Genomic DNA, 25,184 nt, shown 5'->3' on the forward strand with positions numbered 1-25,184 from the left:
AGGCAAAACTCCATTAAATTGCGAGTTTTTTCAGCATTGGAAAGCCATAACCCTGTAAAACGGGCAATAAAGCATCAGTATCCGCATCTAACGCCATGCAATAAGCCACATTATCTTCCTGAGTAGAAATGACATTCTCTTGTGAAGAAATCAGCCAGGCAGTTCTGCGGGCAATCGCAGCACCGGAATCAACCATTCGCGTCCCCTCTGGCAACACCTGCGCCAGCTCTTCAGCTAATAGAGGGAAATGAGTACAGCCTAATACCACGGTGTCCGGCGGCTCACGCATACTCAGCCACGGATTAAGGATTTTCTTTAATGCAGAAAGAGGCACTTCCCCACCGTGTAATTTGGTTTCCGCCAGTTCCACCAGCTCAGATGAACCCAACAGCTCGATTTTGCAATCAGTCGCAAAGCGCGCGATCAGATCCAGAGTATATGAACGGTGCACAGTTGCCCGAGTTGCCAATAGCCCAACGACACCATTGCGGGTTAACCGCGCCGCAGGCTTGATTGCGGGTACGACACCAACAACAGGGAAAGAGAAGCGCTCACGTAAAGCTGGGAGGGAAACGGTGCTGGCGGTATTACAGGCGATGACGACAATGGCAAGGGGATGTTGTTGCTGAACCGCAGTGACGATCTCTACTACACGCTCGACAATAAACTCTTCGGACTTCTCTCCATAAGGAAAGGCGACGTTATCGAAAGCATATATATAGTGAAGATCCGGCAGAAGCTGCCGAATCTCTTGGTACACAGACAGCCCGCCGACGCCGGAATCAAAAATCAGCGCCGTCGGACGAATGGAAGTGTCTGCCTTAGAAGTTATAGCTTCCAGTGAAGTAGTATTCGCGTCCTGGGGTTTGGTAGCCATAAACCGTCTCATAATCTTTATCAAACAGGTTGGCGATTCTACCACGAACCGTAAGATGAGAGGTGACTGGATATGACACAGCAAGATCCCACAAGCTTACACCACCGAGTTTTACCGTTCTTTCAGGGTAAACACTGTAGTCTTTGTCATAACGCTGCCCAAGATACTGATAGGTTATAGACCAATCCAAATCAGCAACTTGCCAGTCCAACTGGTATTTAACCTGTTGTTTAGCACGACGAGTCAGAACTTCATTAGTTTCCGCATTGCGTGGATCCAGATATTCCAAAGTAAGCTGATGCGATAACGGTCCGGTATCGAATGAACCTGTCCATTCCACGCCCTTAATGGTGGCTTGATTGACGTTGAAATAGCTACTGGTCAGATTGCTGTAATCAATAAGTTGTTCAATATCATTACGGTAAGCGGACAAGCGCCAGTTTAACGCCCCGGTCAGCCCTTCGATACCCCCTTCCCATTGCTTGCTTTCTTCTGGCTTGAGATTGGCATTACCACCGAAAGCACTATATAGCTGCATCAGGTTAGGGGCTTTATAGGCCGTTCCATAGGAACCGATAAGCCGATAGCCCTCAACAAACTCCCAACCAGCACTGGTTTGCCATGTGGAATGCCAGCCAAATTGGGAATTATCGTCGCTTCGCACTGAGCCTTCCAAGGTAACGTCACTAACTTGCTGCTGCCCTGTCAGATAAATACCGGTATTACGCTGTGTAAAATCAGAGGTGGTATTCGAATTGCTACTCTTACGCTCGGTTTTCTGCTCCTGCCAATCAGCTCCAGCGGCGATCGTGCCATTCGCCACCTGGAAAGTATTACCCCACTGTAGGTTATATTGCTCAGCATCGTCTAAAGAGGCGGTAATATCATGGGGGCCAAAGAGTGGGCTGTAATTATAATCTTTGGTGCGGTTATAGCTGGCTATCAGCTGAGAGGCATAAATACCGTTTTTATAGCGTAGCCCCGTATCATAGGTGCGACTAGACAATTTACGCGTATCTATCAGTGCTAATGGGTTACTGAAATTAGCATAGCCGTCATAGTCACTGCGGTTATCGAAACCGTATACACGGGCAAAACCATTAAACTGCTCGTTAAATTGATGCTCTAATCCTGCCCACAGCATTTTTCCCATAAAACCATCGCGGTCAGGCTGACGTGGGCCACCAGCTTCCGGCATCCCCGCTACAATGTCATATCCTTTGGTGTAGGTATAATTACCAGCCAAAGTGATTGTAGTGTCTTCACCCAACTTTTGCTGTGTTGAACCATCGTAGGTTTGATAACCGTGAGAACCCAGCCCTGCAGATAAAGTTGTGCCCGGGTTCTCACGCGCGGTAAGAATGTTAACAACCCCGCCAATCGCATCAGAGCCATATACCGCAGAGCGTGGCCCACGAATATATTCAATACGTTGTACCAACGAAATCGGAATTTGGCTGAGATCCGATGCGCCAGTGATCCCGGCCTGATTTAATCGAACACCGTCGATCAAAACCAGCACATGCCGGGATTCGGTGCCACGGATAAACAACGAGCTACGCTGCCCCATACCACCGTCTTGCGCAATATCAACACCCGGTAAACGGCGTAAAACATCATTAATACTGGTCGCCTGCCAGCGCACAATATCCTCACGGGTTACGATATTCATTGGCGCTAATACGCTGGATATTGGCTGAGGGAAGCGGTTTGCAGTGACCACCATTTGGTCTCTAGTGTCAGAAGAGGTGTTGGAACTGTCTTGCGCCCAGCCAGAAAAGGCTGTCACAGATAGAGCCGTGAACAGCGTATATTTTTTAATTGTCATGAAAAGCATCCAAACTTAATTGGCGGATGCCGCAGAACCATGGCCGGTAGCACGCGACGGCCACAAATATTGCGACGTAATACCGGCAGGTTTTCGGGCTTGGGATTTATTGCCTCAACCTCCTTATTAAAGTGCGAACTCTTAATAGATGAGGTAAAGCAATACCGGGCGATGACTTCCCATCCGCTATGGACAGTGTCTGTTAATAAACTATCGCCGTGACTTCCCCTTACCGCTGCGCGTCAGCTCTGGATTCACACCAGATTCCCATTTCACTCTCAGCTGGAGGCCGGACGGCAATGCTACGATCAACATAAATAGATGTCTAGACTGCTATGATTGTAACGAGGAATAAACACGACAAAACTGGACTTCATAGTCACATCCCCTACAATCCCGCAGGAATAACCATCCTTTTTACTGCCAGACGAGACGAAACATGACCCCCGACATCCTGCCTACTGAAAATTACGATCACCAATTGGCGGAGAAAATTGCCTCTCTCAAAGAGATGATGTCGCCGTTCAAGGCACCTGAACCGGAGGTTTTTCGTTCTCCGGCAGAACATTACCGTATGAGAGCCGAGTTTCGCGTTTGGCATGATGAAGATGAGCTGTACCACATCATGTTTGATCAGCACACCAAGCAGCGTATTCGCGTTGAACAATTCCCTGTCGCCAGCGTACTGATCAACCGTCTGATGAGCGCGCTAATGACCGCTATCCGCGCGCAGCCTATTTTGCGTCGCAAACTGTTCCAGATTGATTACCTATCAACACGCAGCGGCAAAATCATTGCTTCTTTACTGTATCACCGTCAATTGGACGAAGAATGGCAACAGCACGCCATGGCATTGCGGGATCAGCTGCGTGCTGAAGGCTTTGATTTACAATTGATTGGTCGCGCCGCTAAAACCAAAATCATGTTAGATCATGACTATGTCGATGAAATTCTACCGGTCGCTGGCCGCGATATGATTTATCGTCAGGTAGAAAACAGCTTTACCCAACCAAACGCCGCGGTAAATATTCACATGCTGGAGTGGGCGCTGGACGTCACTCAAGGTGCTAGCGGCGATCTGTTAGAGCTGTATTGCGGTAACGGTAATTTCTCTTTGGCATTGGCGCGAAATTTTGATCGGGTACTGGCTACCGAGATTGCTAAACCTTCCGTTGCAGCGGCACAATTTAATATTGCGGCTAACCATATTGATAACGTGCAGATTATTCGTATGTCGGCGGAAGAGTTTACTCAGGCCATGCAGGGCGTACGTGAGTTCAATCGCCTGAAAGGTATTGATCTGAAAAGCTATAACTGCGAAACCATTTTTGTCGATCCTCCACGCAGTGGCCTGGATGACGAAACCATCAAGATGGTGCAAGAATATCCACGTATTCTCTATATTTCCTGTAACCCGGAAACGCTGCGAGCTAATCTAGAACAACTACAACACACTCATAAAATCAGTCGGCTGGCGCTATTCGACCAATTCCCTTATACCCATCATATGGAATGCGGTGTGTGGCTGGAAAAACGCGACTAATCAGACAGCAAAAAGGGCAACATAGCGTTGCCCTTCTGATTTCAGCCTAATGGATTCCCACTCAATATTTCATGCCATAAGCGGGTATATCACTGTGATTCTGTTGCTGCTGCTTTACGCGCCTTCAGTTTGAAGAAAATCCAGAATACCAATATCACACACAGGATAGACGGCAAAAAATTCGAGCCTATCTGCGGATACTCGACCCGAATAATGGCACTGTAGGCCAGAATACCCAGCAGGAAACACGCCGAAGCCAGTTTAGGCAGCCCCAACGGCATTGGGTAGTTAAGATAACGCTGATGCAGACAGTAAACGGCCAGAACCAAAGCCAGCAACGGGAATAGCGAAAAAGAAACGAATGAGCTAAACAATGCGGCAAAAGAACCGTTTACTGCAAGCCCGGCAATCAACGCCAATATAAGGGTGCCATTTTCACGGCGAGGTTGTTCCATCATCTTCTTCCTTACTTTACTTTTCTTCAACACGGGATACAGCAAGCCTTTCCTGTTCACGGCGATACCAATAATAAGCGCCCTTGGAAATCATCCGTAACTGCAAGACTAACCGCTCCTCTAACTGTCGCCGTTGTTCAATATCAACGTCCAGCACTTCCGCACCGGCACTGAACACAATTGTGACCATGGCCTCAGCCTGCGCTTCGGTGAAGCTGCGCGGCATATGATTTTCCAATTCGAGATAGTCGGCCAGTTCTGCAATAAAATGCTGAATTTCGCGGGCTACAGCGGCACGGAAAGCCGCCGAGGTACCGGAACGCTCCCGTAGTAGCAAACGGAAGGCATTCGGATTGTTTCCAATAAACTCCATAAAGGTTGAGACCGAGGTGCGGATAACGCTACCGCCTTTGGCTATGCGTTGGCGAGCCTGGCGCATCAGTTGACGCAACATCAGGCCACTTTCATCCACCATAGTCAGGCCCAGTTCATCTACATCGCGGAAGTGGCGGTAAAATGAAGTAGGCGCAATACCGGCTTCGCGGGAAACTTCCCGCAGACTCAAGCTAGCGAAACTCCGCTCCGCACTCAGTTGGCTGAACGCCGCTTCGATCAGGGAACGACGCGTTCGCTCTTTTTGTTGTGCTCTGACGCCCATAATCGTACCCAAAAGATATCCATTTTCTTTAGCTAAGCCATATAGTAAGCAATATACCAAACTTTATAGTAACAACGACTATACAAACACATCATCCTTATCCGCGTAAGAACGAATTTACAGCAGGAGCCAAAGCCAACTGCCTAATGATGATTGGGTTATTTATAGGATGATGTTAATGTATCGTTGTAATTTTGTATAAAAATAGGTCTCTCCTACATGCAACAGCACTTCCATTTTGATGCCATCGTTATTGGCTCGGGCCCTGGCGGTGAAGGTGCCGCTATGGGATTGGTGAAACAAGGGGCTCGCGTTGCCGTGATTGAACGGTATAACAATGTGGGCGGTGGATGTACCCACTGGGGTACCATTCCTTCCAAAGCCCTGCGCCATGCCGTTAGCCGTATTATTGAATTCAACCAGAACCCACTTTACAGCGACAACTCGCGTGCCATCAGCTCCTCTTTCTCCGATATTTTGCGCCACGCCGATCGGGTCATTAACCAGCAAACCCGCATGCGACAAGGTTTTTACGATCGTAACCATTGTCAGATGTTTTCCGGTGATGCCAGCTTTGTCGACGCCAAAACCCTTAACGTACGTTACGCCGACGGCACGTCCGATCGCCTGACGGCCGATAACATCGTTATCGCGACCGGTTCGCGGCCTTATCGCCCGGAGAACGTTGATTTTACCCACGAGCGTATTTACGACAGCGACACTATTTTGCAGCTCAGCCACGAGCCACAGCACGTCATTATTTACGGTGCGGGAGTGATTGGCTGTGAATATGCATCGATCTTCCGGGGATTGAGCGTCAAAGTTGATTTAATCAACACCCGTGATCGTCTGCTGGCATTTCTCGATCAGGAAATGTCCGATGCGCTCTCCTATCACTTCTGGAATAACGGCGTGGTTATCCGCCACAACGAAGAGTTTGAGCAGATTGAAGGCACTCCTGATGGCGTTATCGTCCACCTGAAGTCCGGCAAGAAAGTGAAAGCCGATTGCCTGCTGTATGCCAACGGGCGTACCGGCAACACCAGCGGACTCGGTTTGGAAAATATCGGTCTGGAAGCGGACAGTCGTGGTCTGCTGAAGGTCAATAGCATGTACCAAACCGCGTTGCCTCATGTCTATGCCGTAGGAGATGTGATTGGCTATCCAAGTCTGGCATCCGCCGCTTACGATCAGGGCCGAATTGCTGCGCAGGCCATGATTCAAGGGGAAGCGCAGGTTCATCTGATTGATGATATTCCTACCGGAATTTATACCATTCCTGAAATCAGCTCCGTCGGGAAAACTGAGCAGGAACTGACAGCGATGAAAGTGCCTTATGAAGTTGGCCGGGCGCAGTTTAAGCATTTGGCTCGGGCGCAGATCGTCGGTATGGATGTTGGTAGCCTGAAAATTTTATTCCATCGGGAAACCAAACAGATTTTGGGTATTCATTGCTTTGGCGAACGCGCCGCAGAGATTATTCATATCGGTCAGGCCATTATGGAACAAAAAGGTGAAGGTAATACCCTGGAGTATTTCGTGAATACTACCTTCAACTATCCAACCATGGCCGAAGCCTATCGCGTTGCGGCTCTCAATGGCTTAAACCGCCTGTTCTAACGGCGCGCTCATGCGAATTTGCATGTGATCGCGTATCGCCTCGGCTAGTTGCTCATAGCGGCCACGCAATGGGGAGCCGGGGCGATAAACCAGAGCAATAGTGCGCTTCGGCTCCGGTTTGTAGCATTCCAGATAGCAGACACCGTCGCGCTCTTTTTCTTTTGGTACCGCCAGTGATGGCAATAAGGTGATGCCGCTGCCCGCCGCGACCATATTGCGCAGAGTTTCTAAACTGGTCGCGCGAAAATGGGTATCTTCCTCAGCACCCGCCTGGAAGCAAAAACCCATTGCCTGATCGCGCAAGCAGTGACCATCTTCCAGCATCAATAATTTTTCTCCTGCTAATTCATGCATTTGCACGCGGTCACGCTTCGCCCATGGATGGTCGGAATAAACCGCCAGATTCATTGGCTCATCAAATAACGGCACTTCGATAAAAGCTTCGGTCTCTTTGACCAACGCTAAAATAGCGCAATCCAGTTTACCGCTGTCCAGCTGTGCCAACAGATTATGAGTCTGCGCCTCGTGTAGATACATCTCCAGCTTTGGAAAAGCCTGATGCAGCATCGGAATAATTTGAGGTAATAAATATGGCCCGACAGTGGGAATCAAACCAATATGTAGCGGCCCGGACATACTCTCGCCCTGCAAACTGGCCATCTCTTTGAGCACTTTTACTTCCCGCAATACGGTTCTGGCCTGATCCACCAACAGCAAGCCAGCCTGGGTAAACAGCACCTTACGGCTGGTTCGCTCCAGCAGCATCACACCCAGTTCATCTTCCAACTTACGAATCTGGCCGCTTAAGGTCGGCTGGCTGACATGGCAGGAATCCGCAGCACGTCGGAAATGACGAAACTCGGCCAAAGCCACCAGATACTCGAGATCGCGAATGTTCATCTGCTCTCCACTTTATGATAGTCAATAACGATAGGTAAGATAGCAACCAGTGATTAGATCTATCAAGAGATAAAGTAAATAATGTGTCTCAAGAAAGAAAAGCCTAACTAAATGAAAAATTATGTTTTCTAATTAAGGAGTTACACATGTTTACCAGCCAAGAAGGTAAAAAAGTCCCACAGGTTACTTTCCATACCCGTCAGGGCGACCAGTGGGTTGACGTAACGACTGATGACCTGTTTAAAGATAAAACCGTTATCGTATTTTCACTGCCGGGCGCGTTCACCCCGACCTGTTCTTCCAGCCATTTACCGCGCTACAACGAGTTATCCGGCGTGTTCAAACAGCATGGCGTAGACAGCATTCTGTGCATTTCGGTCAACGACACTTTCGTAATGAACGCCTGGAAAGCCGACCAACATGCCGAAAATATTACTTTCGTGCCAGACGGCAACGGTGAATTCACCAAAGGCATGAACATGCTGGTAGAGAAGGCCGACCTTGGCTTTGGCCCACGCTCATGGCGTTACTCCATGCTGGTACGCAACGGCGTGGTAGAAAAAATGTTCGTTGAACCAAACAAACCGGGCGATCCGTTTGAAGTGTCCGACGCTGACACCATGCTGAAATATTTAGCGCCAGAATACAAAGTGCAGGAATCCGTGGCTATTTTCACCAAACCGGGCTGCCCATTCTGTGCTAAAGCGAAACAAATGTTGCAGGATCGCGGTATACAATATGAAGAAATCGTACTGGGTAAAGACGCAACTACCGTGAGTCTGCGCGCCGTCAGCGGCCGTTCAACTGTACCGCAAGTGTTTATCGGTGGCCGTCATATTGGTGGCAGCGACGATTTAGAAACCTATCTGCCAGCCTGATTACATCAATAAAAAAGAAGCCAACGTGAAGTATTTTGGTAGGCCTCGGCCTACCCTTTTTTCCTGTTAGGAGCGGATATGAAAACCTTAAACGTAGATGTCGCCGTAATCGGTGGCGGCACCGCCGGTCTGGGCGCTTATCGCGCAGCTAAACTTTCCACCCCCAGCGTGGTAATGATTGAAGGCGGCGAATACGGCACAACCTGTGCCCGCGTAGGCTGTATGCCTTCCAAGTTATTGATTGCAGCCGCCGAAGCGGTGCATGAAATTGAAAAGGCGCCCGGCTTTGGGATCTATCCGCAGGGAAAAACGCTGATTAATGGACGCGAAGTCATGGATCGCGTGAAACGTGAACGTGACCGTTTCGTAGGCTTCGTATTGGAAGGTGTCGAGAGCATCCCTGCCGTGGATAAAATTCAGGGCTACGCTCGCTTTATTGATGACAACACCCTGCAAGTGGACGATCACACCCGTATCGTAGCGCAACGTATTGTTATCGCAACGGGTTCTCGTCCGAGCTGGCCTGCACCCTGGAACGATTTGGGCGATCGCCTTATCGTGAACGACGATGTATTCAGCTGGGATGACTTACCTGAATCCGTCGCCGTGTTCGGCCCTGGCGTGATTGGCCTCGAATTAGGCCAAGCCCTACACCGCTTGGGCGTAAAAGTAAAAATGTTTGGCGTGGGTGGAGCCGTTGGCCCGCTAACTGATAGCGTAGTACGCGAATACGCCGCCAACACGCTAGGCGATGAGTTCTATCTCGATCCTGATGTAAAAGTCGAATTGATTCAGCGAGAAGGCGATAAAGTCTTTATTCGCTATCAAAATCTGGATGGAGAAATGCAGGAAATCATGGTGGACTACGTATTGGCCGCCACCGGTCGCCGTCCGAACGTCGATAAATTAGGGCTGGAAAATACCGGTCTGGAGCTAGATGAGCGCGGTGTACCTAAAGCCGACCGATTAACCATGCAAACCAGCGTACCGCATATTTTTATCGCCGGCGATGCCAGTAATCAGCTTCCTTTATTACATGAAGCCAGCGATCAGGCACGCATTGCCGGTGCAAATGCCGGTAGTTTCCCGGAAGTGTTGCCCGGTTTACGCCGAAGCCCGATTTCCGTCGTATTTTCCGATCCGCAAATCGCAATGGTAGGTTCGACTTTCCGTCAATTGAGCCAGAAATTCAGCGTCTGCGGCTGTTTTGAAATCGGTGAAGTTTCTTTCGAGAATCAGGGGCGTTCACGAGTTATGCTGCGTAATAAAGGCATACTGCGGGTTTACGGCGAGCAGGGTACAGGGCGCTTCCTCGGAGCCGAAATGATAGGACCAAGCGCTGAGCATATTGCTCACTTGCTGGCTTGGGCACATCAGCAGCAAATGACCATCGACCAGATGCTGGATATGCCGTTCTATCACCCGGTGATTGAAGAGGGTTTACGTACCGCACTGCGTGACCTGCAATCCAAGCTGAAACTTGGAACCGACGAGGCAGAACGCTGCCTACGTTGTCCGGGCGAGTAATTCGCCTCTCTATTACCTTTCTCTCAGCAAAACCGGGGTCTTGCCCGGTTTTTGCTTTCTACATTCTTTTTCTCCGCGCCGAATTTAAATTATTTCTGCGGGACGCCTCCCTGAAAAGCTCCGCCCTGATTGCCCCGCTGCAAAAAATTCCCCACTGTACTTTTCTCACCGCGAATAACAGAGATGTACTTGAAACAGTATCAATAACAGTACTGCATTGGAATTGGAGGCGTAATGAAAGGCATGGAAAGCCGGATTGCTCGTATCAAAGCGAACCCATCGGGAGTGAAGTTCAGTGAACTGGCAAAAATTTGCAGTTATTACTTAGGACCACCTCGACACAACTCAGGCAATCATCATGTCTACAGCATGCCTTGGCAAGGCGACCCACGAATTAACATTCAACTCGGCAATAACGGAATGTCGAAGTTTTATCAAGTGAAACAAGTAATTACATCTCTAGGAAAGTTAGAGGAGATGATCCATGGTTAATATTGAACACTACACCTACCGCATTACCTGGTCGGCAGAGGACGCGGAATTTATTGGTTTATGCGCCGAATTCCCCAGCGTGTCATGGTTAGCGCCTACCAGAGTACAGGCGCTGGATGGAATAACGGTAGTAGTGGCAGATATTCTGGCCAAAATGGTTCGCTCCGGTGAAACACCGCCGATACCGTTATCAGAGAAGCACTTCAGCGGGAAATTAGTGCTGCGTATGCCTCCCGACCAACATCGGCGTTTAGCCATCAATGCGACAGGAGAAGGGATTAGCTTAAATCGTTATTTATGCTCACGTTTGGCCTGTTAGTCACAGAAATCGTCTCGTTAGAGTCTGCTCGCCAATGGGCTTGCTGTGTGCAACAAAACTAACCGACTGAGCTTGTATTCGCAAAGCTGGAAACTCGTTTAGGCAGTTGGTGAATGCGTGATGAGCGCCGAAAGTACATATTTATCTGGCGGCTTCGGCTCTCTGTTTTATCTCGAAATCTACCGGCAGCGAGATAATCACCTGCCCACCAGATAACAATTCAGTCGGCGGAAAAGGTAGGGGCTGGGCACGTTTTAAAATAGCTAATGCCTCACGATCTAATAAAAGAGTGCCGCTGCTACTGGTCAAAGTAGCGGATAGCACTCGCCCTTTGCTATCAACGATAAATTTAACGATCGCGGTGCCCTGCCGCTTTTGCTTTCTGGCTCCGGGAGGGTAGCGCTTGAAGTTAGCTAAATGGCTTTGTAAAACGCCAGCCCAGTTTGCTCGTGCCTGAACATGTTGTAATGAGTGACTATTATTAGGTGCCGATACGCGCTGGGCTGTCCCTGATAACGGCGAACTCTTGCTCATCACAGTCGACAGTCTTTCATTATTTTCTTGATTTATAACGGTTTTAGATTTAAGCGCGTTAGCCTTTTCACTTGGCTTTTTTGCTATTTTCGGTTTTAGTTTCAAGGCGGGTAATACGGAATCAAGGGAAGGCTCTTCTGCCAAAAAGTTATTATTTTCAATATGTTGTTCTGTCTGCGATTCACCGACGGGTAAAGTTGGCTCTTGTTCAACGCCTACCTGAATTTTTTCAAGGCTTGGTGCAAATTCTGCTTCCGCTGACAGCGTTAGCACTACGGCGGACAGGGAATCTGGCGGTAACGGAGAAACAGATCGCTCTGCCAAAAACCACAGCCCGGTCAAATGCAACGCAAAAGATAACAACCCGCCGCACCACAAAGATATCGCCGAGGAGCCACGACAAACTGAAGAGTGAGTATTTTCCACGGATAAAATCATCACATTCCTTTGTTATTCAATTAATAGCGTAACTTTCATTAGGTAAGAGCAGCCGTTTACTCTTCTGCCAACGCGGCATACAGACGATCGGCCAAGGGTTTCAGTAAATAGCTCAGTAGTGAACGCTCTCCGGTGCGAATAAAAATATCGACGGACATACCTGACTGGATTTTTTCTGTGTGAGTTTGCTGTGCTTCATCCGTATTGATCGACACAGTTAATGGATAATAGGGCTGTAAGCTGCTTGGGTTATTCAATCGGTCAGCGCCTATATGCAGAACGCTTCCCTGCAATCGAGGAGAATGGCTTTGGTTGAAAGCGGAAAAAATAAGTTCTACAGGTAAATCTACCGCAACTTTATCGATCAATTCGATGGGTAGCTGAGCTTCAATCAACAGTGGGCGCCCGCTAGGAACAATTTCCATCAGTTGCTGCCCAAAGCCGATAACGCCCCCCACGGTGTGCTGTGCCAAGGCGATAATGATGCCGCTTTCTGGTGCATAAATGCGCATATTGGCCAGATCATATTCCGCTACGCGAATTTGCTGATCTAAATCCTGCAACCGTCGCTGAGTTTTAGCTAACTGCTCATGAATATCTGCCTGATATTGCTCAACCTGCTGTAATAATCGTTGCTCATTCGCCTTAATTTGCTGACAAGTTTCACTAATATGGCCACGGTGCTGATCCACCAAAGCCTTCAATGCAATAGCCTGGCTTTCCATATCAAGCTGGTGTTTAAGCGCCACATAGCCGCTTTTTGCCAGCGTACGCACACCTTTTAACTGTTGCTGAATTAAATCGGACTGAAGTTGGTTATTTGCTCGTTGTCTATGCAACCCGGCATGGCGAGCGCGTAAAAGAGCTATTTCCGCTGACAAACGCGCTATTTCCGCTTGTTGAGCCTGATATCGGTGGTAGAAAAGTTGCTGTTGTAAAACCATGAGCTCAGCAATATGGGGCTTCTCACGCTGCGTTAATAATGCGACTGGAAAGCGGATCTCCGCCTCATGATTTTTCTCAGCAATTAAACGCGCCTCTAGCGAGAGTAAGGAAAAATACTGCTGCTGTAGATTATCTCGCTGACTCCGTTCCGTTGTATCATCCAGCGAAATCAGCAATTGTCCCTTTTCTACCCATTTACCTTCGGCAATATGTAGCTGACTGATTCGCCCGCTTTGCGAAGACTGAACCACCTTTCTATTTTCTGTGACCACCACAACTCCGGCGACAGCGACGCCTTTATCTAGTGGCGCAAAACCGGCCCAAATAAAAAAACCAATAAACCAAATCAACACCAGCAGCCCGCCAATATAAAGATAGCGTCCGCTATTAATTTGCAGCGGTTCCTGAGCGGTGGCAAACGGCATGATTTCGCCCCTTTCCGTGGCTTTTGGATTAGTCACCTTGTGATGTTCTCCCGGCGGGAACAAACCGATAATTCGCCACGTTACCCCAGACATTTTTTTTATCTGCTTTTCGCGTCGAAGCGATATTATCTTTGGCGTAAAAACTGCTGAGCACTGCCGCAGTGCGATCAAACAGCTGTTGTTGCCCGTTTTTTAGAAGCAATAAAAAATCACTGCCAGACAATAATTCAGGCTTATGAGTGATCATAACCACCGTACTACCCTGCCGTTTTAGCTGTTCAATGCTCGCTAATAACGCCTTTTCTCCGCCTTCATCTAGGCTGGCATTCGGTTCATCCAACACAATCAGCCGCGGCATCCCGTACATAGCCCGCGCCAGCGCAATTCTCTGGCTCTGTCCTCCGGACAGTCCTTCCCCACCATCACCCAGCTGAGTGTCATAACCCTTTGGCAAATGTAGAATCAAATCATGCACATCCGCCATCTTTGCAGCAGCCACAATCTGGGATGAATCCAGCACGCCAAAACGAGCAATATTTTCAGCCACCGACCCTTGGAATAACTGCACATCTTGTGGCAGATAGCCGATGAATTTTCCCAGTAAGGATTTGTTCCAATGAGAAATTTCTGCTCCATCTAGTCGTATTGATCCACTGAATGCTGTCTGACTAGCAACCAGTAACCTCGCCAGCGTGGATTTACCGCTTCCTGATGGCCCCAAAACGCCAAGAACCTCCCCCGGTTGCAGGGTAAAATTGACGGAATGCAGGATAGGAACCGAAGTGCCAGCTCGGCAGGCGAGTAATTGAGTGACGGTTAACTGACCCAGAGGGTCAGGCAAAACTATTTCTGTCGTCAATGAGGATTGCTGATTAGCCAGCAAATCAGTTAAACGCTGATAAGCCAGACGGGCATGGCTCCAGTGTTTCCAGACTGCAATCAATTGATCGATCGGCCCCAATACTCGCCCGATCAATATTGATCCCGCAATCATCACTCCAGCCGTAATTTCTCCTCGAATAACCAGCAATGATCCTAATCCCAGCATCATTGATTGCAGCGTTAACTTGCTGGACTTGGCTAACGCACTAATGCGGCTGCTTCTGTCACTGGCAATATTTTGCAGATAAAGGAAGCGGCAATGCTGAGTTAGCCATCGTTCCCGCAAAGCTTTTAGCATCCCCATCGCCGCGATGGTATCGGCATTACGTAAATGGGCGTTTGCCTGCAAAGTTGCCCGCGAAGTGATTTCAGAGGCCTGTTTTAATGGTTTTTTACATGCCCAGTGATTAGTGCAAGCCAGTAGAATCAGCACGCCTGCCCCAATGGTTGCCATCGCTCCAAGCCAAGGGTGCAGCAGATAAATCACCAATAAATAGAAGGGAAACCAGGGCGCATCAAAAATGGCAAACAACGCATTGCCGGTGGCGAACTGGCGTAGCGTCGTCAGATCGTTAAGTGCCTGCGCGGCCTGAATTTTGTTACCTTGCAAAATTGATTGGAAGGTCGAGTTAAACACCTGCTGATTCAACTGCATATCGGCTCTGGTGCCTAAACGAATAACGACGGCTCCTCTCACCCATTCTAATAAGCCAATCAAAGCAAAAGCGCCCAAAACTAATAAAGTCAGCATCAGTAACGTCATGGTGTTTGCTGAGGCCAAGACGCGCTCGTAGACCTGTAACATATATATTGCGGGAGCCAACATCAGCAAATTGATAATTGCGGTGAATATCCCTATTCCCCATAGACTGGTTTTATCACAGATTAAAACCGCTAAAATCGGAGGTAAGGTCGTTTGAGAGGTATTAGCTAATGGCATGGGTCCGTTTCCACACTGTAATCACACTTTTAATTCGCACCGCAGCTACCATTCCAAAAGAGCAGTACAACTCGTAAAAATGCTTGAACAATGTATATCAAAATCACCACCGCACCTTATTTCCCTATTGGCACGGCGGTGACATTTTCATTCAGTCAAAGGGGTATTTCCCAGCAGCGCTTTATCAGGCGGCTAACAACATTTCGTTGTACTCTGCCACACCAATTGCTTCGATAAATGGTGCGTCATCCATCACGTCGCCAGAATTATACTGGCTAGCTATAGATAACGTGTTGAAGGCGCTGTCAACATCCACCCCACTCGTTTTGAGAATTTCCAGCATCGGATCAGGGTCTCCTTTCATTAAACCGTATAACGTTTTGTGCAAATCGCTCTGATGATTTTGTTCCTCAGTGAGCGCAGGATCATATTGCCCAGTGATAGCCAGACCACTAAAGGTGACCTCCGTTTTTACGATGTGTCTTCCCCCGCCGACGCTAGGTTCTAGCCCTTCACCAAACTGCACCTCATCAATATTGCCATGGAGCGTATGCTGAGGATAAAAGGTGTAATGTAAGTTACCCTTCGCTATCAGGCTGGTTTCCGTATTATGCGAACTGCCAATAGTAAATTGATGGCCATTAAAACCATCCGATCCCCCGTAAAATTGCCCACGATCTTTAACCGGAGCCAGTTCGATATTACCGAACCCCGCAGCCCACGCTTTTAGGTAAGATGAAACACTAAATTCGGCAAATTCTTCTTGGTATTTAATTGTTATACTCATAAATAATTTCCTTTTAGTAAATGGGATATAACTTAGAATATGATTATTAATATAACCATACATACCAACAGGGGTTAATTAACACACCTGAAGACTTTAAAATTTGTATTCAAATCCACCCTGAATAGTTCGGCCACGGCTAGCAGAAAATGACAGTGAATCGCCATAATTAACCAGATAAGCACGATTACTGATATTTTCTATTGAAGTACGTAATATCAAATTATTTGTTATTTTATAGCTGGCATATAAATCAAACACTATGTATTTCGGCCAGTCAGCAACATAAGCCGTACCTGGATAGCCATAACCATTAAGCACTGATAAATCTTGATACCCACGGTTATAACGGATTACGGTACCAAAATCTAACAGTTTATTTAATGCTCTTCCCCCCAACGTTAAACTGCCACGATCGCCCGGTAAATAAGCTGATGATCCGAATACCGCCCCATGTCTACAGAGAATGAAATCATTAAGATGGTTACCATCGACACCATACATTCCTATCCCTTTTGTATTTTTAACCGATTGAATACCGCCCAACCAGGCTGGTTTTGAGCAAGTATCGTTATGACCTATCATTCGGGTATAATTCAGACTGGTATAAAAAAAACCGGCATCGTAACTTAATTGATATTCCAATCCGCGAAAGCGACTTTTAAGTAAATTATTAACGTAAGCAGCATAGGCAAATGATTGGCTTCCGCGCAGAGGTAATGCTCGCTCTAATTCCAAGTTGATATAGTTCGTCACCCGGGTATCAAAGTAGGCCATTTTTGCGCCAAATTTATCGCCGCTAATGAATAAATCTTCCTGTTGAATATTCAACCCAGATTCCCAGGTGCGGGAGCGCTCTATGGCCAGATTAGGATTTGGGAACAAAAAACCCGAACCGTGGGCACTGCCGGTAGCCAGAGTTTCTGTTATACCCGGTGGCCGCCATGATTGACCGTAGTTGCCAAAAAACTCCAGCCATTGCACTCCTGGCTTCACCCCAATGCCCAAGGTTGGCAATATTTGCTGCTCATGGCGATCAACATCCCAGGTCATTGTCACAGGGACTTTTTTACAGGTATTTCTTTTTCCCCCGCCATGTTGGGGGTTACATGGGTTTTGCCGTGTATAAGGCATTTTTGATGTGTATAGCCAGGTATGCCCTTGTAATCGAGAATGTTCGAAACGCAGCCCGCCATCCAGCCGTAACCAGTCATCGTAGTGGTAATCAAACTGAGTGAAAACGCTAGTCAGACTGCGCTGGCCAGACGGAGTCACACCCTGCATGAGATCTTTGTTCGTGTGGCCGCTGGAACGATCGCTAAACCAATCCATACCATATTGAAGGCTCAATAAATGGTTATCCGGCAGCATGAAACGTTGAGTATTTTGTAGCTGGAGACCGCGCGTAGTTAAACGCGTGCGAGTGGTATATTTCCGACAGAAAATAGGATCAGAACACAAAGTATTGGTTTTATCATCGGTATCAACGTAATAGGCTTTTGCCTTGGCATCCAACCAGGGTAGATGCTCGGGCTGTAAGCTGTAATCCAATCCGAAATTCTGCGTTATGACATCGCTAATACTGCTGGTTTTCCAGCCGACGCCGCTTTTATTCGGTGAGTTTTTTACACTTACCAGAAAGCCGCCGTTAGGGCTGCTTACCTGAGTTTGCAGGTAACTGGCAACCAAACGCTGCTCCGCAGGCAAGTTCCAGCCCACTTTAGCCAGTCGGGTATGCATTTGGTAGCCGGAATTGAGCACTTTCATGTGCTTTAACTCATCACCGATTGAGTTTTTCCCCTTATTTCCATATCCAAAACGTAGCTCGCCCAGACTACCGATGTTTCCCGGCCAATAATCACCAAAGTTCCGCTCACTTATGGCTATCAATAAATCTCCGGTTTCATGACCAAATGCCAATGTTCCGCCACCTATAAATCGGGTACCGTTATCGCCCGTTGTGGCTCGCAGATTACCGCCAAGCTCTTTTCCTGGCTCAAGAAAATCCGCCGCGTTTATCGTATTAAAAGTAGCAATACCGCCAATTACGCCGGCGCTACCGATACCGCTGGTCGGCCCTTTTTCAATCACCACATTGCTAAGAATATCCGGATCAATAAACATCACGCCGTTACGTCCGCCGTGGCCACTTTTCATAAAGTTTTGCCGCATACCGTCAATATTCATATTTATACGACCAAAATCTTGAATACCGCGAATATTGACCGATAAAGCAGGATCTTGTTGGTCTACGGCAGAATAGACGCCCGCAGTCTGCTCCAATATATCAGCCGCATGGCGGGCAGGACGGTTATCTAATTGTTCTTTAGTTATTTCACTAACAGAGCGAGGTTCATCATATATCCAATCGTCAGAATATTGCAGACCGCCACCTTCTATTTTTAGCGGTTCTAATACCACATTATTATCATCTATCTTTGAAGAGGGGATATTAACATCAAGCTGTTCCGAGTAACTTTTATCACTAAATAAATAAAAAATAAAAAAAAGAATGATACTGATTAAACCATTAGGCTTAATTTTATTCACATAATTATTATGCATATTTTTGCTTCATCCTTGGAAAAATAATGCGACAGCCAACTTAGTTATTTCACTAAATCAACAGTTTAAAAATAAAGTCTTACATTAGCGCTTTATTTATATTTCAACAATTGAGAATGATTATCATAATCACTTAATGAAATAAACTCAACTTCCTACAGGAAGAAATAAAGAAATAGCGCCAATGAATGACAGTAAATGTGAATACTCGCCCTAATGCTAAAGGAATGAATGGTTAATTATCGCAGATGAACCCAATATATTAATTAAAGGGATGTTTAATTACGACTGACAGTTAGCCTATAGCTAACATATTCACAGGGAAGGGAATATTTGGCAATAAAGCGGATGGTAAGCGTGCCATCCGCAATGCGTAAGGAATTAATTAAAACAAACGCTCTTTAGCTTCAGCAATGGCTGATGCCACCTGCCGTGGCGATACGCCGCCCTTGGCCACACGTTTATCCAGACAGGATTGTAAAGCCAGTATTGGGTACACGTCGTCGCTAATAATGGCGCTGAATTTTCGCAAATCCTGCAACGGCAACGCTTCCAGTGCTTTACCCTGACGAATGGCTTCAACCACCGCTTCGCCGACAATATGATGCGCTTCACGGAAAGGCACGCCTTTCGCTACCAGATAATCCGCCAATTCGGTCGCATTCGCATAACCCTGCTCGGCAGCTTCTTTGCAACGCGGACGTTTCACCTGAATACCATCCAATACCAGCGCCGCCATATGCAGGCAATCCAGCCAGGTATCCAATGCGTCAAACAGCCCTTCTTTATCTTCCTGCATATCTTTGTTGTAAGCCAAAGGCAGGCCTTTCAATGTCATCATCATCCCGGTCAATGCGCCTTGTACACGGCCACATTTACCCCGAATCAGTTCCAACGCATCCGGGTTTTTCTTCTGCGGCATCAGGGAAGAACCTGAAGTGACGCGGTCAGATAAATCGACAAAGGCCGCTTCGCCACTGTTGAAGAAAATCAAATCTTCGGCAAAACGAGAGAGATGAACCATACCAATGCTGGCATTTGACAGTAATTCCAGCACATGGTCGCGATCGGAAACACTATCCAGACTGTTGCGGGTCGCAGAAGCAAAACCCAGCCAATCGGCCAGCTGTTCGCGATCGATGGCGTAAGCTGTTCCCGCCAGCGCTCCACAGCCCAATGGGCTCACGTCCAAACGCTTTAAAGTGTCTTGCAACCGACTTTCATCACGAGCCAGCATTTCGCTATAAGCCAAACACCAGTGAGCAAAGGTCACCGGCTGAGCGCGTTGCAGATGGGTATAACCCGGCATGACCGCGTCCTGATTGGCTTCCGCAGTGATAACCAACGCCTGTTGCAGCTGGCGTACCGCCGATTGCAGCTCCGTCACTTGGAATTTGCACCATAGTTTTAAATCGGTAGCGACCTGATCGTTACGGCTACGTCCGGTATGCAGCTTTTTACCTAAATCGCCGACTTTGGCAATCAGTTTGGTTTCTACCCAGCTATGAATATCTTCCGCATCGCTGGTCAGAATGGCTTGTGGATCGGCCTGAACCTCTTCCAATAATACGGTCAACGCCTGTTCGAGTTGTAATTGCTCTTCGGCGCTCAACACGCCTACGGTAACCAGCGCTTTTGACCAGGCAACAGAGCCGAAAATATCCTGTTCTGCCAATCGGTAATCAAACCGCAGAGAATCGTTAAATTGCTTAAACCGCTGATCTGCTGCCTGACTGAACCGTCCGCCCCACAATGCCATAACTTGATTTCCTTAAACTGATAAACCGATAATCCTGATAAACGATGCTAAAACAGTGAGATGCGAGCGCAAGCAGAGCTGCACTCGCAAAGGTCACCGCATTACTTCTTCGCGTTCAGCGCACGAATACGGGAAGACAGCGAGAACAGACGGATAAAGCCGCCGGCGTGGCTGTGATCGTAAACTTCATCTTCACCGAAAGTAGCAAACTCTTCGGAATACAGGCTGTTAGAAGACGTTTTCTGAATTGCAGTCACCTGACCTTTATACAGTTTTAGAACCACTTCACCGTTAACTTCCTGCGCCAATACTTCGGCCGCAGCCTGCAAGGATTGACGCAACGGGGCGAACCAACGGCCATCGTAAACCACGTAGGACATTTCCAGACCTAACTGCTCACGCCATTTAAAGCTATCGCGATCCAGCACCAGTTGCTCAACGCCACGCAGCGCAGCCATCATGATGGTGCCCCCCGGCGTTTCGTAACAGCCACGGGATTTAATGCCAACCAGACGGTTTTCCACGATATCGATACGGCCAATACCGTGTTTAGCGCCCAGCGTATTCAATGCATCCAGACATTGGAACGGGCTCATCGCTTTGCCATTAACCGCAACCACTTTGCCTTTTTCAACGGCAACGGTGACCAGCTCAGGTTCGTCCGGCGCGTCTTCTGGCGCTACGGTCCAAACCCAGCAATCTTTGTTTGAAGCATTAGCCGGGCTTTCCAACACGCCGCCTTCAGTAGAGATATGCCACGCATTCTCGTCACGGCTATAGATTTTTTCCAAGGATGCCGTAGTCGGAATATCACGCTCTTTCAGGTAATCCAGCAGCGCTTCACGGGAACGCAGATCCCACTCACGCCAAGGCGCAACCACTTTCAGTTGTGGCGCCAGCGCGGTATAGGTGCTTTCGAAACGCACCTGATCGTTACCTTTACCGGTCGCACCGTGGGCTACCGCATCAGCACCCAGTTTCAACGCTAGCTCAACCTGCGCTTTAGCAATTAACGGACGCGCCATTGAAGTGCCCAGCAGGTAAGTACCTTCGTACAGAGCGCCCGTTTGCAGCACTGGATACACGTAATCTTTGATAAATTCTTCACGCAGGTCAGCCACATAGCAGGCTGAGGCACCCGTTCGCAGCGCTTTTTGTTCAATCCCTTCCAGATCGGCACGTTCCTGCCCGATATCCGCAACGAAGGCGATCACTTCGCAGTTATCATAGTTTTCTTTCAGCCATGGAATGATTGCCGAAGTATCTAAGCCGCCGGAATAAGCCAGAACAATTTTGCTGATGCCTTTAGTTTGCATTTTCATTTCCTTGAATCTCAATTCAGATAAAACAATAGAAGAAGAATCTGTAATCACCGGAGCGACGAGGCTCAGGCCAGAATACGTGTACCTATCGGTACCCCGTTAAACAGAGCAGGAAGCTGGTCAGCATGACGCCAGCTGGCAATATCCACCGGACGCCCCAGTGAACGGGCTGCATCCAACGCCGCGTTCACTTTCACCACCATACCATCAGTAATAATGCCCTGAGCAATCAGTTGCTCTGCTTTTTGCGCCGTCATTTCGGCAATGCGTTGCCCTTTGCCATCCAGAATGCCGCTAACATCAGACAACAGGATTAAATCCGCGCCTAAGGTTGCCGCCAGCGCGGTTGCCGCCTGATCCGCATTCACATTCATTAGCTCGCCAGAGGCGGTAATGCCGATAGAACTAATGATCGGCATGTAGTTAGCAGCCAGTAGGGTTTGTACTAACGTCGGTGAACCCGGTTGAGCACCTCCAACGTGACCCAACTCCGCATCTAGCGGCGTTACTGTGACCGTATTACCATCGCCCAAACACAGGCCAACGGCGGCGATATGATGTTTCACCGCCCAGGCTAACAGGGTTTTATTGGCAGTCCCCGCCAGTGCACCGGTGATGATGTCGATCTGGTCGGCCGGCGTCACCCGCAGGCCATTTTTCTTCACGACAGGCAGAGCCAGTTTTTTCATCAAGTCGTCTACCAGACAGCCGCCGCCATGCATAATGACCAGCGGACGCTGATGCTTTTCGCGGTAGATCACCAAGGCATTAAACAGGCGCTCCAACGCCTCTTCGCTGTCCAATAACACCCCACCTAATTTAATGACTAACGGATTCATCATGGTCTGCGCCTCAATTGCGTCTTGAAAATATAGGGGTGAGCGAGAATACGTTGCGGGAGAATTTCGCTACCGTCCCTGATTAAAGCAAAGCCTGAGTTTCCGGGAAACCAAAGCGTATATTCATGCACTGAACAGCCTGAGCTGCCGCGCCTTTCAGTAAGTTATCTTCCGTCGCGACCACAATCAGATGTTCGCCCTGAACCGAAAAGCCGATATCGCAAAACGGTAACCCAACCACGGCTTTCAGTGCGGGAACGCCCTGCTGATACAAACGCACCAGAGGTTTATCCTGATAGGCGTTGTGATAGGCCTCGGCGATATCCTGTGCGGTGACGCCAGCGTTTAGGCGACAGGTAATGGTAGCCAGAATGCCGCGGGCAAAATTCCCCAGATGCGGAGTGAAAATGACCGGCGTACCCAAATGAGCCACAATTTCAGGCTGATGACGATGAGTAAACAAGCCGTAAGGCTGCAAACTGACTTCGCAGAAGCTGTTGCCGACGCTGGCTTTACGCCCCGCGCCGCTCACGCCGCTTACTGCATTAATCACTGGCCACTGTTCCTGATTTAGCAAACCGTTTTCTACCAGAGGCTTTAACGCCAACTGGGATGCCGTGGGATAACAACCCGGCACGGCAATCAACTGAGCTTGTTTAATTTTATCCGCCTGCCATTCCGCCAGGCCGTAAACTGCCTGCTCCAGCCATTCGGCATGCTGATGTTCAAAACCGTAATAAGTGGTATAAAAATCAGGGTCCTGTACGCGATACGCACCGGACAAATCGAATACTACGCAGCCCGCCGCTAGAAATTGCGGAGCCAAATCGTGGCTAACTTCATGAGCGGTTGCCAGAAACACCACATCCACGTTTTTCGCAGCTTGAGCCACATCAACCAAGGGTTGCAGCGGTAAATCGATGATGCCTTTTAACTGCGGGTGCAGATCGGAAAGCAATTTTCCTGCATCTGCACTTTGCGCTGAAACCGTTAAACCGGTTATGTTCATATGTGGGTGACGATTCAGGTAAGCCGTAAGTTCAGCTCCGGCATAACCGCTGGCACCAACAATCAGCGTATTCAACATGGATTCAGTTCACCTTCTGACTAACTGTACATAAGTACGCAAAACGAGTTGCAGGGTTTATCAGCAAGTTTTTACTGTTTCCCTACGCGATTGAGCATTGACATTTTCGTAAATTCAAGGGCGTTTCTGGTTCCCTTACGCTCATGCTTGCTGTATTTTCATTCAAATAGTTATTCACAATAACTGCATGAATATTGATACTACCCTAACCAAAGGCTGTCAACAGTGAAGATGAAATTACCTCCATTTATTGAGCTGTACCGGGCGTTAATCGCAACGCCCTCTATTAGCGCAACCGATAGCGCTCTGGATCAAAGTAATGAAGCGTTAATCAACTTGTTGGCCGAATGGTTTAGCGAACTAGGTTTTCGCGTGGAAATCCAACCAGTGCCGGAATCCCGCAACAAATTCAACCTGCTGGCCAGCATTGGTGAAGGCAGCGGCGGGCTGCTGCTGGCGGGTCATACCGATACAGTACCTTACGATGAAGGCCGCTGGACGCGCGATCCGTTCACTTTGAGCGAACATGACAACAAGCTGTACGGTTTAGGTACTGCGGATATGAAAGGCTTCTTTGCCTTTATTCTGGATGCGGTGCGCGATATCGACGCCAGTAAACTGACCAAACCGCTGTATATTCTGGCTACCGCGGATGAAGAAACGACTATGGCCGGAGCGCGTTATTTTGCGGCTTCCACCCAACTACGCCCCGATTTTGCCATTATCGGCGAGCCAACCTCGCTGAAACCGGTGCGTGCCCATAAAGGCCATATTTCTAGCGCTATTCGCATCGTGGGTCAGTCCGGTCACTCCAGCGATCCGGCGCGCGGCGTCAACGCCATAGATCTGATGCATGAATCCATCACCCATTTGATGGCGCTACGCAACACATTGCAGGAGCGTTACAACAATCCGGCCTTCAATATTCCCTATCCCACCATGAACTTTGGCCACATCTCCGGCGGTGACGCGGCAAACCGTATTTGTGCCTGCTGTGAATTACATATGGATATTCGCCCGCTACCGGGGCTGACGTTGAGCGATTTAAGCGAATTGATGAATGAAGCGCTGGCACCGGTGAGCCAACGCTGGCCGGGTCGCTTGACCATCGACGAGCTACACCCGCCGATTCCGGGTTACGAATGCCCAACCGATCACGCTATGGTGGCGGTGATTGAGAAACTGCTGGGCAGCCGTACCGAGGTGGTGAATTACTGCACCGAAGCACCGTTTATTCAGCAGGTATGCCCTACACTGGTGCTTGGCCCTGGCTCGATTAATCAGGCACATCAGCCAGATGAATATATAGACACCGCTTTTATTGAACCGACCCGCGAGCTGATTTCCCAGTTGGTCGATCACTTCTGCCAGCAGTAAGCAAGCTACCCGAACGCATGTGTTATCGGGTAAGCACGTGTTATCAGATAAAAAAGTGGATGGGAGATCGCTACCCATCCACAGATAGCCCATTTCGATCAATATCGATGATTAGCCAGACTGATAACCTGCGACCAGTAATTAAATTTCAGAAATACCCCCAATTTTGATGTTTTTTTGCTAAAAA

General features: G+C 48.4%; 21 protein-coding genes and 1 riboswitch. Of the genes, 7 read left to right on the plus strand and 14 right to left on the minus strand.

Features of this window, described 5'->3' with window-relative positions; genetic code table 11:
- Window positions 1-13: 13 nt before the first annotated feature.
- Window positions 14-877 (minus strand): glutamate racemase, encoded by an 864-nt coding sequence (gene murI, locus ACQ4OC_RS11780; RefSeq protein WP_064514496.1) that lies wholly within the window; start codon window positions 875-877, stop codon window positions 14-16.
- The gene (gene btuB, locus ACQ4OC_RS11785; protein ID WP_064514498.1) at window positions 822-2,705 is read right to left on the minus strand and encodes a TonB-dependent vitamin B12 receptor BtuB; all 1,884 of its coding nucleotides are present in this window, start codon (window positions 2,703-2,705) and stop codon (window positions 822-824) included. The genes murI and btuB overlap by 56 nt, the downstream gene beginning before the upstream one ends.
- Before the next feature lie 67 nt (window positions 2,706-2,772).
- A riboswitch (cobalamin riboswitch) is annotated at window positions 2,773-3,014 on the minus strand.
- 130 nt (window positions 3,015-3,144) lie between these two features.
- Here btuB and trmA point away from each other — a divergent pair.
- The gene (gene trmA, locus ACQ4OC_RS11790) at window positions 3,145-4,248 is read left to right on the plus strand and encodes a tRNA (uridine(54)-C5)-methyltransferase TrmA (protein WP_064514500.1); all 1,104 of its coding nucleotides are present in this window, start codon (window positions 3,145-3,147) and stop codon (window positions 4,246-4,248) included.
- Window positions 4,249-4,337: 89 nt separating this feature from the next.
- Here trmA and ACQ4OC_RS11795 read toward each other — a convergent pair whose 3' ends face one another.
- Both ACQ4OC_RS11795 and fabR read right to left on the minus strand, forming a co-directional pair.
- Window positions 4,338-4,703 (minus strand): YijD family membrane protein, encoded by a 366-nt coding sequence (locus ACQ4OC_RS11795; RefSeq protein WP_064514501.1) that lies wholly within the window; start codon window positions 4,701-4,703, stop codon window positions 4,338-4,340.
- Between the two features lie 16 nt (window positions 4,704-4,719).
- Window positions 4,720-5,361 (minus strand): HTH-type transcriptional repressor FabR, encoded by a 642-nt coding sequence (gene fabR / locus ACQ4OC_RS11800; RefSeq protein ID WP_049601644.1) that lies wholly within the window; start codon window positions 5,359-5,361, stop codon window positions 4,720-4,722.
- Window positions 5,362-5,580: 219 nt separating this feature from the next.
- Between fabR and sthA the strand changes: the two genes are divergently transcribed.
- Entirely contained in the window at window positions 5,581-6,981 is a 1,401-nt protein-coding gene (sthA, locus tag ACQ4OC_RS11805) for a Si-specific NAD(P)(+) transhydrogenase (RefSeq protein WP_049601641.1), read from the plus strand.
- Here the strand turns inward: sthA and oxyR are convergent.
- Window positions 6,964-7,881 carry a DNA-binding transcriptional regulator OxyR gene (gene oxyR, locus ACQ4OC_RS11810; protein WP_064514503.1) on the minus strand — a complete coding sequence of 306 codons (918 nt, stop codon included), beginning with the start codon at window positions 7,879-7,881 and terminating at the stop codon, window positions 6,964-6,966. The two genes, sthA and oxyR, sit on opposite strands and share 18 nt — an antisense overlap.
- A gap of 146 nt (window positions 7,882-8,027) precedes the next feature.
- Between oxyR and ACQ4OC_RS11815 the strand changes: the two genes are divergently transcribed.
- From ACQ4OC_RS11815 to ACQ4OC_RS11830, 4 genes are all read left to right on the plus strand, one after another.
- Entirely contained in the window at window positions 8,028-8,759 is a 732-nt protein-coding gene (locus ACQ4OC_RS11815) for a glutathione peroxidase (RefSeq protein WP_064514505.1), read from the plus strand.
- A 78-nt stretch (window positions 8,760-8,837) separates the two neighbouring features.
- Entirely contained in the window at window positions 8,838-10,286 is a 1,449-nt protein-coding gene (locus ACQ4OC_RS11820; protein WP_064514507.1) for a dihydrolipoyl dehydrogenase, read from the plus strand.
- A gap of 234 nt (window positions 10,287-10,520) precedes the next feature.
- A complete protein-coding gene (locus ACQ4OC_RS11825) occupies window positions 10,521-10,778 on the plus strand; it encodes a hypothetical protein (protein ID WP_064514509.1) in 258 nt (85 codons plus the stop codon).
- On the plus strand, window positions 10,771-11,097 hold the full coding sequence (locus ACQ4OC_RS11830) for a type II toxin-antitoxin system HicB family antitoxin (RefSeq protein ID WP_064514513.1): 327 nt from the start codon (window positions 10,771-10,773) through the stop codon (window positions 11,095-11,097). Before ACQ4OC_RS11825 ends, ACQ4OC_RS11830 begins: the two co-directional genes overlap by 8 nt.
- A gap of 141 nt (window positions 11,098-11,238) precedes the next feature.
- On the opposite strand, the gene ACQ4OC_RS11835 is transcribed toward ACQ4OC_RS11830, so the two are convergent.
- From ACQ4OC_RS11835 to argC, 9 genes are all read right to left on the minus strand, one after another.
- Window positions 11,239-11,904, minus strand: a complete 666-nt coding sequence (locus tag ACQ4OC_RS11835) for an energy transducer TonB (RefSeq protein ID WP_158513760.1) — start codon at window positions 11,902-11,904, stop codon at window positions 11,239-11,241.
- Window positions 11,905-12,125: 221 nt separating this feature from the next.
- Window positions 12,126-13,439 carry an HlyD family type I secretion periplasmic adaptor subunit gene (locus ACQ4OC_RS11840; RefSeq protein ID WP_064514517.1) on the minus strand — a complete coding sequence of 438 codons (1,314 nt, stop codon included), beginning with the start codon at window positions 13,437-13,439 and terminating at the stop codon, window positions 12,126-12,128.
- Window positions 13,440-13,467: 28 nt separating this feature from the next.
- The gene (locus tag ACQ4OC_RS11845) at window positions 13,468-15,261 is read right to left on the minus strand and encodes a type I secretion system permease/ATPase (protein ID WP_064514519.1); all 1,794 of its coding nucleotides are present in this window, start codon (window positions 15,259-15,261) and stop codon (window positions 13,468-13,470) included.
- A 184-nt stretch (window positions 15,262-15,445) separates the two neighbouring features.
- Complete coding sequence (locus ACQ4OC_RS11850; RefSeq protein WP_120806882.1) at window positions 15,446-16,048, minus strand: heme acquisition protein HasA; 603 nt, start codon at window positions 16,046-16,048, stop codon at window positions 15,446-15,448.
- Window positions 16,049-16,144: 96 nt separating this feature from the next.
- Entirely contained in the window at window positions 16,145-18,613 is a 2,469-nt protein-coding gene (locus ACQ4OC_RS11855) for a TonB-dependent hemoglobin/transferrin/lactoferrin family receptor (protein ID WP_064514523.1), read from the minus strand.
- A gap of 385 nt (window positions 18,614-18,998) precedes the next feature.
- Window positions 18,999-20,372, minus strand: a complete 1,374-nt coding sequence (gene argH, locus ACQ4OC_RS11860) for an argininosuccinate lyase (protein WP_430971190.1) — start codon at window positions 20,370-20,372, stop codon at window positions 18,999-19,001.
- Between the two features lie 101 nt (window positions 20,373-20,473).
- Window positions 20,474-21,688 carry an argininosuccinate synthase gene (locus ACQ4OC_RS11865; protein ID WP_049601613.1) on the minus strand — a complete coding sequence of 405 codons (1,215 nt, stop codon included), beginning with the start codon at window positions 21,686-21,688 and terminating at the stop codon, window positions 20,474-20,476.
- A 71-nt stretch (window positions 21,689-21,759) separates the two neighbouring features.
- Complete coding sequence (gene argB / locus ACQ4OC_RS11870) at window positions 21,760-22,536, minus strand: acetylglutamate kinase (protein ID WP_179207947.1); 777 nt, start codon at window positions 22,534-22,536, stop codon at window positions 21,760-21,762.
- Window positions 22,537-22,615: 79 nt separating this feature from the next.
- Complete coding sequence (gene argC / locus ACQ4OC_RS11875) at window positions 22,616-23,620, minus strand: N-acetyl-gamma-glutamyl-phosphate reductase (RefSeq protein WP_064514527.1); 1,005 nt, start codon at window positions 23,618-23,620, stop codon at window positions 22,616-22,618.
- A 231-nt stretch (window positions 23,621-23,851) separates the two neighbouring features.
- Here argC and argE point away from each other — a divergent pair, with 231 nt between their 5' ends.
- Window positions 23,852-24,997: an acetylornithine deacetylase gene (argE, locus tag ACQ4OC_RS11880; RefSeq protein WP_064514529.1), complete on the plus strand. Its 1,146-nt coding sequence runs from the start codon at window positions 23,852-23,854 to the stop codon at window positions 24,995-24,997.
- Window positions 24,998-25,184: the final 187 nt, after the last annotated feature.

It is taken from the genome of Yersinia sp. J1 (assembly GCF_050586585.1).
In the GTDB taxonomy this organism is placed as follows: domain Bacteria; phylum Pseudomonadota; class Gammaproteobacteria; order Enterobacterales; family Enterobacteriaceae; genus Yersinia; species Yersinia entomophaga.

Excerpts from the sequence above, each read along its gene's own strand:
- murI (WP_064514496.1), bottom strand. The coding sequence starts at position 877 with ATGGCTACCAAACCCCAGGACGCGAATACTACTTCACTGGAAGCTATA.
- btuB (WP_064514498.1), bottom strand. The coding sequence starts at position 2,705 with ATGACAATTAAAAAATATACGCTGTTCACGGCTCTATCTGTGACAGCC.
- trmA (WP_064514500.1), top strand. The coding sequence starts at position 3,145 with ATGACCCCCGACATCCTGCCTACTGAAAATTACGATCACCAATTGGCG.
- ACQ4OC_RS11795 (WP_064514501.1), bottom strand. The coding sequence starts at position 4,703 with ATGGAACAACCTCGCCGTGAAAATGGCACCCTTATATTGGCGTTGATT.
- fabR (WP_049601644.1), bottom strand. The coding sequence starts at position 5,361 with ATGGGCGTCAGAGCACAACAAAAAGAGCGAACGCGTCGTTCCCTGATC.
- sthA (WP_049601641.1), top strand. The coding sequence starts at position 5,581 with ATGCAACAGCACTTCCATTTTGATGCCATCGTTATTGGCTCGGGCCCT.
- oxyR (WP_064514503.1), bottom strand. The coding sequence starts at position 7,881 with ATGAACATTCGCGATCTCGAGTATCTGGTGGCTTTGGCCGAGTTTCGT.
- ACQ4OC_RS11815 (WP_064514505.1), top strand. The coding sequence starts at position 8,028 with ATGTTTACCAGCCAAGAAGGTAAAAAAGTCCCACAGGTTACTTTCCAT.
- ACQ4OC_RS11820 (WP_064514507.1), top strand. The coding sequence starts at position 8,838 with ATGAAAACCTTAAACGTAGATGTCGCCGTAATCGGTGGCGGCACCGCC.
- ACQ4OC_RS11825 (WP_064514509.1), top strand. The coding sequence starts at position 10,521 with ATGAAAGGCATGGAAAGCCGGATTGCTCGTATCAAAGCGAACCCATCG.
- ACQ4OC_RS11830 (WP_064514513.1), top strand. The coding sequence starts at position 10,771 with ATGGTTAATATTGAACACTACACCTACCGCATTACCTGGTCGGCAGAG.
- ACQ4OC_RS11840 (WP_064514517.1), bottom strand. The coding sequence starts at position 13,439 with ATGCCGTTTGCCACCGCTCAGGAACCGCTGCAAATTAATAGCGGACGC.
- ACQ4OC_RS11845 (WP_064514519.1), bottom strand. The coding sequence starts at position 15,261 with ATGCCATTAGCTAATACCTCTCAAACGACCTTACCTCCGATTTTAGCG.
- ACQ4OC_RS11850 (WP_120806882.1), bottom strand. The coding sequence starts at position 16,048 with ATGAGTATAACAATTAAATACCAAGAAGAATTTGCCGAATTTAGTGTT.
- ACQ4OC_RS11855 (WP_064514523.1), bottom strand. The coding sequence starts at position 18,613 with ATGCATAATAATTATGTGAATAAAATTAAGCCTAATGGTTTAATCAGT.
- argH (WP_430971190.1), bottom strand. The coding sequence starts at position 20,372 with ATGGCATTGTGGGGCGGACGGTTCAGTCAGGCAGCAGATCAGCGGTTT.
- ACQ4OC_RS11865 (WP_049601613.1), bottom strand. The coding sequence starts at position 21,688 with ATGCAAACTAAAGGCATCAGCAAAATTGTTCTGGCTTATTCCGGCGGC.
- argB (WP_179207947.1), bottom strand. The coding sequence starts at position 22,536 with ATGATGAATCCGTTAGTCATTAAATTAGGTGGGGTGTTATTGGACAGC.
- argC (WP_064514527.1), bottom strand. The coding sequence starts at position 23,620 with ATGTTGAATACGCTGATTGTTGGTGCCAGCGGTTATGCCGGAGCTGAA.
- argE (WP_064514529.1), top strand. The coding sequence starts at position 23,852 with ATGAAATTACCTCCATTTATTGAGCTGTACCGGGCGTTAATCGCAACG.